Consider the following 13135-nt stretch of genomic DNA (forward strand, 5'->3'; position numbering starts at 1 on the left):
GTCTGGTCCGCTGGGTGGGTGGTCCACCTCGGTGATGGAGGTGTGGGACCGGTCATAGGGACTGAGCGGAGAAAAGCGTAGGGTCGGGCACATGACGACACAACGTGCATCAGATGTCATGGTCAAAGCGCTGGAAAACGAGGGCGTCGAGCGGATCTTCGGCATTCCCGGTGAGGAGAACCTCGACTTCGTCGACTCGCTGCGGAATTCATCGATCGAACTCATCCTCACCCGCCACGAGCAGGCGGCCGCGTTCATGGCCGCGACCTACGGGCGGTTGACGGGTAAGCCCGGGGTGGTGCTCACAACTCTGGGGCCGGGCGCGCTCAACCTGGCGACCGGGGCTGCGTACGCCCACCTCGGCGGGATGCCGGTCATCATGATCACCGGGCAGAAGGGCATTCGCACGGCCGAGCAGGCAGCGTTCCAGATGGTCAATACGGTGGCGACGATGGACCCGCTGACGAAGGTGAGCAAGCAGATCACCTCGGCGGCGATGATTCCGACGATAATCCGTGAGGCGTTCCGCGCCGCTCAGGCCGAGCGTCCGGGACCAGTGCACCTCGAACTGCCCGAGGACATCGCGGGGATGCCGGTCGCCGGGTTCGAGCTCGTCGAACCGCATACGAATGGTCGGCCCGTCGCCGGGGATACGGCGATCGCGAACGCCGCGAACGTCATCAAGGAGGCGAAGAACCCGCTGCTCATGCTCGGTGCGGATGCTTCCCGGGCCTCGTGCAGTGAGGCGCTGTCGCGTTTCGTCGCCCAGATGCGCATCCCCTACGTCACCACGCAGATGGGCAAGGGGTCGGTGACGGGCGCGTCGGATCTGTACATGGGCACGGCGGCGCTGACGTCCGGTGACTACGTCCACGACGCGATCGATGCGGTCGATGTCATCGTCACCATCGGTCACGATACGACGGAGAAGCCACCATTCACGATGGATGAGACCGGGCCGACCGTCGTGCACATCGGGTACCGTCCCGCCATCGTCGAGCAGGTGTATTTCCCGCAGTTCGAGGTCATCGGTGACCTGGGTCCGTCCCTGGACAAGCTCGCCGAGGTACTCGGCGGTCCCGTGCCCACCGCCGAGGCGCTCCTGCCGATGCGCGATGAGATCCTCATCAAGATCCACGAGGGAGCCGATGAGAATCGGTTCATCCCGCAGCGGATCGTCCAGGAGGTCCGTGACGTGGTCCCGGCCGATGGGATCGTGGCCCTGGACAACGGAATGTACAAGATCTGGTTCGCCCGCAACTACCGCACGACCCGGGCGAACACTCTGCTGCTCGACAATGCTCTCGCGACGATGGGCGCCGGGCTGCCCTCGGCCATCGGGGCGAAGCTGACCTACCCGGAGCGTCGGGTCATGGCCGTGGTCGGCGACGGTGGGTTCATGATGAACAGCCAGGAGCTGGAGACCGCTGTGCGTTTGGGTCTCGATCTTGTTGTCGTCATCCTCGAGGACAACGCCTACGGCATGATCCGGTGGAAGCAGGCTGCGGACGGATTCCCCGACTACGGTCTGACCTACGGCAACCCTGATTTCGTGAAGTACGCGGAGTCGTATGGGGCCACCGGCACCCAGGTTAAGACTGTCGACGGCATCAGCGACGCCTTGGAATCGGCGTTCTCGGATGGCGGCGTGCACGTCGTGGTCGTGCCCATCGACTACTCGGAGAACAAGCGCGTGCTCATCGACGAGTTGGGGAAGCGGTGAGGTACCGCCGGTGAACCGATCGGGGCTTGCCGACCGGAGATCGCTGAATCATCGAGAGCCCCAGCCGAGATCGTCGCGGATGGGGCTCTCGTCGTGAGTCTGGACGGTCTCGTAACGAGGCTCAGTACGCCAGCGGACGTTCAGGCGACTCAAACGGGTACCGAGCGCGGAAGTCATCAGCGATCTCGCCCATGGTCACGATCTTCACACCGTCGTGCCCGCCGATGTAGTCCAGCAGACGTTCGAGCATGAGCAGCACCTGCGGACGGCCGGACACGTCCGGGTGGATCGTGATCGGGAAGATCCCATAGTCGAGTTCGCGGTAGACCCAATCAAACTGGTCTCGCCACAAGGTCTCGATATCGCGGGGATTGACGAAGCCGTGGCTGTTCGGGCTGCTCTTCACGAACAGCATCGGCGGCAAGTCGTCGACGTACCAGTTCGCGGCGATCTCGACGAGGTCGATCTCCTTGCCGTGTTTGAGCGGCTTCATCCACGTTTCCGGCGACTGCGAATAGTCGATCGGCGTCCATTCGTCGCCGGCGATGGAGTAGTACGGCACGAAATCCTTGTGGCTCTGGCTGTGGTCGTATTCGAAACCGAACTTCTTGAGCAGCTCTGGAGTGTATGCGCTCAGCTCCCACCACGGGGCGACGTAGCCACGCGGCTGGCTGCCGGTGAGGTTCGTGATGAGCTCGACGGACTTCTCCATGACGATGTCTTCCTGACGGTTCGTCATTGCGACGGGGTTCTCGTGGCTATAGCCGTGGGCGCCGATCTCATGTCCGTCGTCGTGCACCATCTTGCATTGGTCAGGGAAGGTCTCGAGCGAATGACCGGGGATGAACCAGCTTGCCTTGAGATCGCGGCGTTTGAGCATCTTCAGGAGCCGGGGAACTCCGATTTCGCCGGCGAAGATGCCCCGCTGAATGTCCGAGGGAGAGTCTTCCCCGCCGTAGGAACCGAGCCAACCTGACACTGCATCGATGTCGATGCCGAGCGATACGAAAATCTCTTTGGCCATCTTGCGAATCCTCCGTCGAGTCGAAAGTGAGAACGCGGATTCGCTACGGGCGAATGCCGCGATGCTGTGAGTCTTTCACCGAAGTGTGATCTGCGCAATGGGTCTCTCACCAGGTCAGAGAGCCTGCACCTCCGCTAGGCGTCGCCCACTCTCACTCCACGGTGATGCCGAGTTCTGAGGCGAAGAGTTCGGCAAAGAGCATGAGCTGGGTGTCGTCGATGGTCGCTCCGCGCAGAGAGTGCACGCCGGAGATCTTGTGCGGTTCCAGCCCCCGGATATCGACGTTGCCGAGAGTGGCGCCTTCGCATTGGAAGACGCCGACACTGCTTCCTGGAAATGCGACCCGGCTGACTTTCGCTCGGTCGAGGTCGATCTCGTCGATCTTGCAATCACGGAACTCGACATCGGTGAGTTTCGACCCGCGTAAGTTGAGATACGAGATGCGGCAGTTGGTGAATCGCACCTTCTCCCACACGCTGTCATAGAAAACGCCGGCACCGATTCTGGTGCCGCTGATCTCCGTGTGCAATAGGTTTCCACGGGACATGTTCCAAGTGTCGGCGCGGCAGTCCGTGATCTCCGTACCGGAGATCCTCGCCCCGGTGAGGTCGATCGGGGCGTCGGCGTCGCCGAAATTGACGTTCGCCAATCGGCAGTCGAGGAATGTTGCTTGCGTGGCGTCCACCTCGGCGAGGTCGAGGTCGCTGAACTCCATTCCTTCGAGGAATTCCTCGGGACCGATATCGCCGAGGTAGCCGGTCGCCAGTCGGCCGAGTGAGGTCTTCGGAGTGTGCGGAGCTTTGGTCGTCATGTCCTCACCGTATCGGGTGCCGGTGACGCTACGTCGTTCAACAAGTAGTCGGTTTTTCGATGCGAGACAGCGTCGAAAAGCGAACTGGTCCTCGATCTACCTCGCCAACACGGCAGTTGTCACCGACCGTGGTCACACGAACTTTCGACAACACACATACGAAGAGAAGATACTGAGCTCGTGACCCTCATCTGAAATCAGCCAGTCGACTGTTCATGCTCTCCCTGATGCGGAGAAACACGTCTGCTGTAAACAGATCCTGCCAGCGAATGCGGAAGACGGCATAGCCGAGGTTCCGCAGCTTGTACTCACGGCGCCGCTCTTTCTCCATCTCCGCCCGCGGGTTGTTCCCCATCAGGTGGTACTTTCCTTCGCCGTCGAACTCGACAATGACCTTCGCCTTCTTGTTCGCGAAATCCGTGCGCGCGATGAACTGTCCCTTCTCGTCAAAGAACTCGACCTGCGGCTCGAACCCTGGCAGCGCGTACTCATCAAAACGCACCGCGCATATCGATTCGGCCACAGACTCCCGCCTTCCATCCATCAGGGTCAGCGTTGTTTCGACTCTCTTCCGCAGTGTCCTCGGCCGATGAGCTTCACAGTATTCGGTGAACGCCCGCTCTGACACTCTGCCTTGACGAAGAGCAGCATCGAGAACTGCGACCGAGAATGCCAGCGGATAGTCACGGGCAACATCAGCAAGTGTTCTCAGCATCGACGTCACTGGAGTTCCATCGAGGACGACGATGTCGTCATCGGCCAACTCGCGTCGGCGCACCAGCATAGGAGTATGCCGCACGCCGTTCCGGGGATGGATCGCCTCTGCGAACGGGTGACTTCCCTGATCGAAGTATGGGACAGGCAAACAACAATGATGGCACTTCTGTGTGACAGCACAGTTTCCGGCGGCATTCGCCCCGTGTAGGACCGAACCAGGATCCTCAGATCTTCGTCCTGCTTTCGCATCCCGGATTCTTCAACGGGCAGGTGAACATGCTTCGCTGTGGCAAATGCCTTTATGAACTCGTGGTTGGGGTGAGAGCAGCGCTTGGCAACGGCATAGATGCCGGTTCTGACTCGCCGCAAGCAACAACCCAACGCGGTGGTGATCTGGTGGGAAGTCCACCCTACGTCGTGAAGATCGGAGGTGCTCAGGCAGATGAACATGCATACCAGCATGTGCGCTGCAGCAGCCTCAGCACAATGACTGGGTTTTCGGCTGTGGATAACTGTCTACTTGAGCACACAGACCACGAACTTCCGCTGTTTTCGACCAGGGGCGAACCCGCAACCAGGACCCAGCGAGCCCCGTTCAACCGTCAGAAGACTTTTCGATGTGAAGTAGCGTAGAAAATCGAACTGATGGTTGAACGACAGGAAAGAGACCGACTGGCCCTCATAGAAATTTCGGGCGCCGTCAGTGGTCAGAGACTCGCAACGAATGCGAAACCAACCACGAACGCATCACATCCGCTGGTTGCGCGCACTCTCGTAGATGCAGACCCCGGCAGCGGTCCCGAGGTTGAGACTTTCGGCCGAGCCGTAGATCGGGACGGCAACCGACGCCTCACACAGCGACAGATCATCGGCGCTCATCCCCCACGCCTCGTTGCCGAAGACCCACGCGGTCCGTGCGGTGAGATCCAGCCCAGTGTCCCAAAGGTGGTGGAGGTCGTGCGCCTCGTCGTTGGCATCGGCGGCCAGCACTTGCAGGCCGCGGGCACGGGCGAGTTCGGTCACCTCGGAGAGTCCGACTCCGGTGACGACGGGGATATGGAAGAGAGAGCCGGCGGTCGAGCGCACCACCTTGTCGTTGTAGACATCGACCGACGAAGAGGTCAGCACCACGGCATCGGCGCCCGCTGCATCGGCGAGGCGGATGATCGTACCGGCGTTGCCCGGATCGCGCACCTGCGATAGGACGACCACGAGCTGCGCTTCCTTGTCGAGCACGGAGGTCAGCTCCACGTCGAGCGCCCTGCACACGGCCACGACGCCTTGTGAGTTCACGGTCGATGCGAGCTCGGTGAGCACCTCGGGGGCGACGATGCTGCACTGCATACGCCCATGCTTGGCCGTGGAGACGAACGACGGATGTTCCTCGGCGGCCTCCTCGGTGATGAAGAGCTCAACGATGGAGCCCTTGCGCGCCAGAGCCTCACGGACGGCCTGCGGGCCCTCGACGAGGAACTGCCCCGTGGCCTTGCGATCACGGCGCTTGAGCAGCTTCGCGGCGTTCTTGATCCGCTTCGACTGAGGTGAGGAGATGACGTCAGGGAGTTTCATGAAACCGTGTTCTCGATCCGTTGAATGCTGAAGTGGAAGAGGTGCGAACTGAAGAGACAGAAGCTGAAATGGCGACCACGCTGCTCCTGGCAGAAAGACCGACGGCCCCGAACCTGGAGTTCGGGGCCGTCGTCGATCGCCGAGGCGATCGGTCAGTCACTTATGTGACCGGAGTCTTTTGATGACGCTGCTCAGGCGGCGTCGGTCTTCGCTGCGTTGACGTCAGCAGGAAGAGCGTCCTTGGCGACCTTGACCAGGTGCGCGAAGGTGGCCGAGTCGTTCACGGCGAGCTCGGCGAGCATGCGACGGTCGACCTCGACTCCAGCGGCCTTGAGGCCCTGGATGAAACGGTTGTAGGTCATACCGTTGGCGCGGGCTCCGGCGTTGATACGCTGGATCCAGAGACGACGGAAGTCGCCCTTGCGCTTGCGACGGTCACGGTAGCTGTAGACCAGCGAGTGGATGACCTGTTCCTTGGCCTTGCGGTACAGGCGCGAGCGCTGTCCGCGGTAGCCGCTTGCCCGGTCGAGGATGACCCGGCGCTTCTTGTGAGCGTTGACCGCTCTCTTCACACGTGCCACGTGTTACTCCTTTAGAAAGTTCGTATCAGCCGGCGGTGCCGGACTCTGGTTCAAGCTGTGGGAGCCGATGTCGACTGCCCGTGGGAGATCCCGGAGACTGCCCGGGAAAGAAAGACCCGAAAGGGGTCTCACCTGCCCTTGAGCTTGCCCAGAAGCTTGCGGGCCATGGCGCGGTCGCCGCCGGTGATTTCCTGGTCAGTGGACACGCGGCGCTTACGAGCCGAGGACTTGCCCTCGAACTTGTGCTGGTTGTTCACGCCTTCACGCATGATCTTGCCACTGCCAGTCACGCGCATGCGCTTCTTGGCGCTGCTGTTCGTCTTCTGCTTCGGCATAGTGCCGTTCTCCTTTGCAATTCGTTGCCGGCGTCAACCGCCTGCAACTACTTCACACGCACAGACCAGGACGGGCCTGGAACGCGACGTTACTTAATTTCTCACGCGTCCGGGCGAGCTGAGTTCTTCTCAGCAGCAACCCGATCGCGACGGGACTTCACCTCAGCGGACTTGCCCTTGGCACCAGCCGATGCCTTCCGGGCCTCCGCCTTGGCGTCAGACTTTGACTTATGCGGGGCGATGACCATCACCATGTTGCGTCCGTCGACTCGCGGTGAGGATTCGACGGAGCCAAGGTCGGACACATCTTCGGCCAAGCGGTTGAGCAGCTTGATGCCCATCTCGGGGCGGGACTGCTCACGACCGCGGAACATGATCATGACCTTGACCTTGTCGCCGCCTTCGAGGAAGCGAGTGACGTGGCCCTTCTTCGTCTCGTAATCGTGTTCATCGATCTTGAGACGAAAGCGGATCTCCTTCAGCGCAGTGTTCGCCTGGTTCTTCCGGGCTTCTCTGGCCTTCTGGGCAGATTCGTATTTGAATTTTCCGTAGTCCATGAGCTTGGCTACGGGTGGCTTCGCCTGCGGGGCTACCTCGACGAGGTCGAGGCCAGCTTCGCCGGCGAGATCGAGTGCCTTGCGAATGGCAACGATACCGACCTGTTCACCGTTGGGTCCGACCAACCGGACCTCGGGAACCCGAATCCGGTCATTGATGCGCGTCTCGCTGATGTGTTCACTCCTTTTGCTCAAATGTGGTCGTGACAACGAAAAAGGCTCCCGTTGACACATGCCAAGGGAGCCTGCACACACGAGCAGTACGGTAGACGTACGTTCGGTGAATACACCTCGATCTGCACCCATTCGGACAACGCCCGAAGGACAGATCTTTGGACCCGATCGCTCTTCGCGATCAAGGTGGGAGACAGACTCCGCTTCGCACCAGCTACCAGTGTACTACGCTTCATGACTCTTCGCACATCGAGGCCCTGGTGTGATCGCCGCATTGATTTATATGTCAAGCTTATGGCATGAGTTCTGAAGAATCTGTTCCCGCCGAGGCGATCGCCGACGTTACGCGCGACATCGCCGAGGTCCCCGCTGTCGAGGTCATCACCTCCAGCGCCGTCCACCTCATGTCCGCCGCAGCCGTCAAGTGCGGCTTGGCCGAGGACACCGCCGAAGGTCGCGGCGCCGACCTCCAGGACCTCGATGAGGCCCGCAAGCTCATCACCGCACTGGCCGGCTTCGTCACCGGTGCCGCCACCGTGATCGGCGACCACCATGCCCGCCCGCTGCGCGATGGACTGCGCAGCCTGCAGCTGGCCTTCCGCGAGGCTTCGGAATACCCCGACGCCCCCGGAGAAGGTCCCGGAGAGGAGTTCACCGGCCCCGTCCGCTGACACTGCCCCGCTGACCGTTCACACTGCGGCCCCCGATCATCGATCGGGGGCCGTTGTCATGTCCTCATCCGCCGAGGCGGCCCGGTCCTTCACCGAGGCGCCCGGCACCTCCGCACGAATGCCCACGGAGTCACTCGCCGAGGCGGGCAACCACTCCGGACATGAGATCGCCTTCGACGCCGTCGAACCCCGGCCCGAACTGACCGAACCGCAGTCCGTTGATGAGCCCGATGATCGCGACCCAGATCGTCACGGTCTCCATAATCACATGATCGCCGTACTCGAGACCGAGTTCCGCGAGCCCGTTCCGCAAGGGCTGCAGCGCAGCTTCCACACCTCGCCGCCCTCCCTTGGCCTGCGAACCCTTCGCCGCCGATCTCTTCGACTTCGCACCACTCTCCGGCGCCCCCTCGGCGTCGCCCTGAGTTTCCGCTACCAGCTCCGCGAGCGCCACCATGATCCGCGTGCCCGGCACCACGGTCTGCTCACGCGGTGCCTCATAGTCGGCGATCGGGGTGCCGTAGATCAGCGCCCATCGATTCGGGTAGGCACGCGACCATTCGAGCATCCTCAGGGCAAGAGTCTTCACGCTTCGCTCCCCTTCCAAGGCTTCGTCGACCGCGTCGGCGATCTGTGTGAAGGCATCGCGGATGAGGATTGTCAGCAGTTCATCGCGGCTCTTCACGTAGCGGTAGACCGCGCTGGAGACGACTCCGAGCTCGCGAGCGATCGCCCGCAGTGACAGCCCGTCGACGCCGTCGTCGTCGATCATTCGGTTGCCGATTGCAGCGATCTGGGCTTCCGTCTCGATCCGTGCGCGCTGTCGTGGGGTCGTCTCCGTCATGGCTTCACCCTATGTTCCGAGAGCAAAGATAACAATAGTGAGCATTGCTCTTGAATTGTTCCCCGACGACGCCTACGCTGAAATCCGAGAGCACCGCTCTCTCAATGTTTGGCGCACCCTTGGAAGGACTCGTCATGAAAACTGCACTCATCATCGGAAACGGACAGATCGGCTCGGAGATCGCCGCCCAACTCACTGAAGCCGGAGTCGCCGTCCGCATCGCCACGCGTTCGGGCGGCGGCTCAGCCAACAACCCCGCCCACGTCAAGGCCGATGCCAGCGACCGCACACAGTTGGCCGAGGCTGCTGCCGGGGTCGATGTGATCTTTGCCTGCGCCCATGCACCCTATGACAGTCGGAAGTGGGAGCTGATCCTCCCCCGGCTCGATGCGGCGATTCTCGACGCTGCAGCCGAACTCGGCGTTTCCGTGGTCTTCCCGGAATCGGTCTATGCCTTCGCCGGGCTCGACTCCCCGATCACCGAGTCTTCGCCTTTCGCCCCGGTCGAGGACAAGGGACGCATCAGGCAGCGGCTCCTCGAGGCACGCTCTGCTCATTCGGCGACGGCAGCCAGCGTCATCGCCGGGGATCTGCTCGGCCGGACCGCGGAGAAGTGGTCGTCCGTCGTGCGGATGTGCATCACCGAACCAGTGTCCGCGGGACGTCGGGCCATGGTGCCGGCACGCACGGACGTCCCTCACGGAATCACCGTCATCGCCGACCACGCGGCCGCAATGATTCAGGCGGCAGAGAATCTGACGTCTGTCCCCGCGGGCACGCATCAGCTGCGGATCGCACCGGCGTCGAATCCGACTCTGGCCGAGATCGCCGACTTCACCGCTGACGCCCTCGGGCAGAAGCACAAGCGTCCGATCTCGGTGCCGCGCTGGGCGACTCGGGCCATCGGAGCGTTCGAACGCTCCTTCTATGAGCTCAATCAGTTGGCGCCGATCTGGTACGAACCCTGCGTCATCTCCCCCAGCGACTTGGCCGAGACTGTCGGAACGACCGACTGGCGCGAGGGCGTACGGCAGATGCTCGGCGCGGAAGCATCCGAGATTCCTGCGCAGCAGCCTCGGTGAACCGGATCAGCCTCCGAGGTGGATCCCGTTGCCCGGCCCCAGAGGCAGGTCGAAGAGGAACCAGATGCCCAGCAGCACAGCCCAGGCCAGCCAGAACGGGATGACGAACGGGAACATCCGCGAGATCACCGTACCCAGCCCGGCGTTCGGTTCATAGCGGCGAACGAGGCCGAGGAGGACGATCATGTACGGGTTGAGCGGGGTGATGACCTGAGTGGCCGAGTCACCGACGCGGAACCCGGCCTGGATGAACGCCGGTTCGTAGCCGAGCAGGGAGAACAGCGGGACGAACACGGCGGCCATGAGCGTCCACATCGACGAGCCGGAGATGATGAACAGGTTGAGCACACTGGCCAGGAGCATGAAGCCGATGACCGCGGCGAACCCGGTCAGACCGATCGCTTCGAGCCCCGACGCTCCCGCGACGGCGATCCACGAACCGATGCCGGTCCAGTTGAACAGGGCGATGAACTGGCCGAGGATGAACGCGAGGATGAGGAAGGACATCATGTCGATGATCGACTGGCTCATCATCCTCACCACGTCATTCATCGACCGCACGGTGCGTACGACGAAGCCGTAGACGACGCCCATGAGCATGAAGTAGGCGAAGACGATGAACACGATCGACGACAGCAGCGGGGACTCCGGGAGGAAGCCGCCGTCCTCGTTCCGCCATGGTGAGTTCGGGATGAGTACTGAGAACAGGATCACCGCGGTCAGCAGCAGTGCCGCCACGAGCGACCAGATCAGTCCGCGCTTCTCCTCCGGCTCGAGTTCGGCCTTGATCTCGGTGGCATCGTCCTCGCCGGAATCATCTGACGTCGCCGAGGCGTCCCCGTAGGGGCTGTCGGGTGCTTGGTATTCGCGGGCCAGGCCGCTCCCTGAGGCGTTCGCGTATTCGCGGGGCACACCCTTGCGCACCATATTCGGTTCGATGAGCCGGTCGATGATGAAGCCGGCGATGACGGCCAGCACGATCGACGAGGCGATGTTGAAATAGTAGTTCGAGACCGGGTTGACCGCGGTGTAGTCGGTGTTCGGCAGGGTCTCCATCACCGAGGTGGTGATCCCGGCGAACAGTGCGTCGAGGCTCGTGGGGACGATCGACGTCGAATAGCCGGCGCCGGTGGCGGCGAACCCGCCGATGAGGCCGGCCATCGGATGCCGTCCGGCCGCTTTGAACACAAGCGCGGCCAGAGGCGGAATGATGACGAAAGCCGAGTCGGCCATGATCGACCCGACCACTCCGACGAAGCCGACTGCGTAGGGCAGCAGCCATTTCGGACTCTTGCCGAAGGCGATCCGCACGGCCGCGGCGAGCATCCCCGACTTCTCGGCCACACCGACGGCCAGCAGAATCGGCAGCACCGTGGCCAGGGGCGGGAATCCGATGTAGTTGTCGCCCATCGTCGTGGTCAGCCACGACAGCCCCTCCCCCGTGAACAGTCCCTTGATCGCGATGGTCTCATCGCCGCCGGGGATGGCCACGGTGACATCGGCCATGGCCATGGCGGTGGACACGAGGCCGGTGATGATGAAGAGCCCGAGGAACAGCGTGAACGGTTCGGGCAGCTTGTTTCCGATGCGTTCGATCCAGTCCAGCGTGCGCTGGCCGAAACCGACCTTCCCATCTGTCGTCGTTGACATGAGCAGTCCTTCTTCTCGGAGGCGAGGGGCTGGGTGTGGAGGTGGCGATCTCAGTCGAAGAAGTGCTCGACGTCGATCGCTCCCCCATCGCGGGCGAATTCGTCGGTCACCGCAGCGGCGAGGGCATCGTCGGCGAGGAAGTCCAAAGCCGTGCACGCGAGACCGTAGGCGCCGTCGAGTGCCGCGGATTCGGCGGCAGGGGTCTTCGCGGCTGCGGCGAATTCACGGGTGTGCAGGGCCACCTCGGCGTCGGCGGTCTTGATGAGCGGATGGATGCCGGGAATCCGGTAGGAGACGTTGCCGAAGTCCGTGGACGCGGCAATCGATTCGTCGAGCACACCGGCGGGAAGCGGTTGGCGCCCGCGCGTCTGTTCGTGTTCGGCCCAACGAGCGGTCAACGTCGAATTCGTTCGCACGGGCAACGACGGCGGATGTTCGTCCCAGTCGACGGTGACGCCGGTGCCGGTCATGAGCGCGGCGCCCTTCGCCGCGTCCTCGACCCGGTCGGAGAGCTCTTTGAGCGTCTCGGGGAACTTCGAACGGACGTAGCACTGCACGGTGGCGGATTCGGTGATGATCGACGGCCTCGTCCCGCCGTCGGTGATGACCGCGTGCAGACGGGAGATCGGCGGCATCTGCTGCCGCATCAGGCCGAGTCCCTGATAGAAGAGGCTCGCCGCGTCGAGGGCATTGCGCCCCATGAAAGGCTGCGCCGAGGCGTGGGCGGCGACCCCTGAATATGTGACCTTGAGCAGGCGGCGTCCCAACCACACCTGGTCGGCGCAGTCGTATCCGTAACCGTGGACCATGATGGCTGCGTCGACGCCGTCGAAGGCACCGGCCCGGGCCATGACCTCTTTGCCGGAGTGTCCCTCTTCCGCCGGGGTGCCCAGCAGCACGACGGTGCCCGGCACCGCTGCGGGGTCTTTCTCGTACAAGGCGTGAAGGGCGAGGAAGGCACCGACTCCGGCGGTGGCGATGATGTTGTGCCCGCACGCATGCCCGATCTCGGGCAGGGCATCGTATTCGGCGAGGATCGCGATCGTGCGTCCGTCTCCGGATCCCGTCGTCGCCCGCAACGTCGTCTTCACACCGTAGAGGCCGGTCTCGACGTCGACTCCGTGATTCTCCAGCACCGAGGCGATCGCGGCGACCGAATCGAACTCTTCGAACGCCGTCTCGGCGAGGTCATGGATGGTGTGGAGCAGGCCCGTAAGGTCGCCCTCCGCAGCGTCGAGGCCTGCGGCGATTCCGGACCGACTCGTCTCCGGGGCACCGGTGAAGTCAGAGACCCACTCGGCGGCCTGCTCGGCCCGAGCCCGGGTCTGTCTGGCCATCTCGTCGAGGTAGCTGTCGTCCGGTGCGGTCGAGTGGCCGAGGTCACGGATTTCGCTCAT

13 protein-coding genes are annotated in these 13135 nt (G+C 62.8%); 3 read left to right on the forward strand and 10 right to left on the reverse strand.

The window, feature by feature from the left end:
• Positions 1-91: 91 nt before the first annotated feature.
• Positions 92-1723, forward strand: a complete 1632-nt coding sequence (locus GUY30_RS10670; protein WP_167197195.1) for an acetolactate synthase large subunit — start codon at positions 92-94, stop codon at positions 1721-1723.
• Between the two features lie 121 nt (positions 1724-1844).
• Here GUY30_RS10670 and GUY30_RS10675 read toward each other — a convergent pair whose 3' ends face one another.
• From GUY30_RS10675 to infC, 7 genes are all read right to left on the reverse strand, one after another.
• Entirely contained in the window at positions 1845-2747 is a 903-nt protein-coding gene (locus GUY30_RS10675) for a polysaccharide deacetylase family protein (RefSeq protein ID WP_167197198.1), read from the reverse strand.
• Positions 2748-2898: 151 nt separating this feature from the next.
• Positions 2899-3558: a pentapeptide repeat-containing protein gene (locus GUY30_RS10680; protein WP_167197201.1), complete on the reverse strand. Its 660-nt coding sequence runs from the start codon at positions 3556-3558 to the stop codon at positions 2899-2901.
• Between the two features lie 187 nt (positions 3559-3745).
• Positions 3746-4336: a DUF559 domain-containing protein gene (locus tag GUY30_RS10685; protein ID WP_167197204.1), complete on the reverse strand. Its 591-nt coding sequence runs from the start codon at positions 4334-4336 to the stop codon at positions 3746-3748.
• A 686-nt stretch (positions 4337-5022) separates the two neighbouring features.
• A complete protein-coding gene (locus tag GUY30_RS10690) occupies positions 5023-5844 on the reverse strand; it encodes a TrmH family RNA methyltransferase (protein WP_167197206.1) in 822 nt (273 codons plus the stop codon).
• A gap of 191 nt (positions 5845-6035) precedes the next feature.
• Entirely contained in the window at positions 6036-6425 is a 390-nt protein-coding gene (gene rplT / locus GUY30_RS10695; protein ID WP_025779787.1) for a 50S ribosomal protein L20, read from the reverse strand.
• Positions 6426-6553: 128 nt separating this feature from the next.
• Positions 6554-6760 carry a 50S ribosomal protein L35 gene (rpmI, locus tag GUY30_RS10700; RefSeq protein WP_062244103.1) on the reverse strand — a complete coding sequence of 69 codons (207 nt, stop codon included), beginning with the start codon at positions 6758-6760 and terminating at the stop codon, positions 6554-6556.
• A 101-nt stretch (positions 6761-6861) separates the two neighbouring features.
• Entirely contained in the window at positions 6862-7512 is a 651-nt protein-coding gene (gene infC, locus GUY30_RS10705) for a translation initiation factor IF-3 (RefSeq protein ID WP_228281253.1), read from the reverse strand.
• A gap of 278 nt (positions 7513-7790) precedes the next feature.
• Here infC and GUY30_RS10710 point away from each other — a divergent pair, with 278 nt between their 5' ends.
• On the forward strand, positions 7791-8162 hold the full coding sequence (locus tag GUY30_RS10710; RefSeq protein ID WP_167197209.1) for a DUF1844 domain-containing protein: 372 nt from the start codon (positions 7791-7793) through the stop codon (positions 8160-8162).
• Positions 8163-8292: 130 nt separating this feature from the next.
• Here the strand turns inward: GUY30_RS10710 and GUY30_RS10715 are convergent, their stop codons facing one another.
• Positions 8293-9006 carry a TetR/AcrR family transcriptional regulator gene (locus tag GUY30_RS10715; RefSeq protein ID WP_167197212.1) on the reverse strand — a complete coding sequence of 238 codons (714 nt, stop codon included), beginning with the start codon at positions 9004-9006 and terminating at the stop codon, positions 8293-8295.
• 134 nt (positions 9007-9140) lie between these two features.
• Here GUY30_RS10715 and GUY30_RS10720 point away from each other — a divergent pair, with 134 nt between their 5' ends.
• A complete protein-coding gene (locus GUY30_RS10720) occupies positions 9141-10088 on the forward strand; it encodes an NAD-dependent epimerase/dehydratase family protein (RefSeq protein ID WP_167197215.1) in 948 nt (315 codons plus the stop codon).
• Between the two features lie 6 nt (positions 10089-10094).
• On the opposite strand, the gene GUY30_RS10725 is transcribed toward GUY30_RS10720, so the two are convergent.
• Positions 10095-11738 carry an AbgT family transporter gene (locus GUY30_RS10725; protein ID WP_167197218.1) on the reverse strand — a complete coding sequence of 548 codons (1644 nt, stop codon included), beginning with the start codon at positions 11736-11738 and terminating at the stop codon, positions 10095-10097.
• 50 nt (positions 11739-11788) lie between these two features.
• Positions 11789-13135 carry a M20 family metallopeptidase gene (locus GUY30_RS10730; RefSeq protein ID WP_167197221.1) on the reverse strand — a complete coding sequence of 449 codons (1347 nt, stop codon included), beginning with the start codon at positions 13133-13135 and terminating at the stop codon, positions 11789-11791.

The organism is Brevibacterium pigmentatum (genome assembly GCF_011617465.1).
Lineage (GTDB): Bacteria > Actinomycetota > Actinomycetes > Actinomycetales > Brevibacteriaceae > Brevibacterium > Brevibacterium pigmentatum.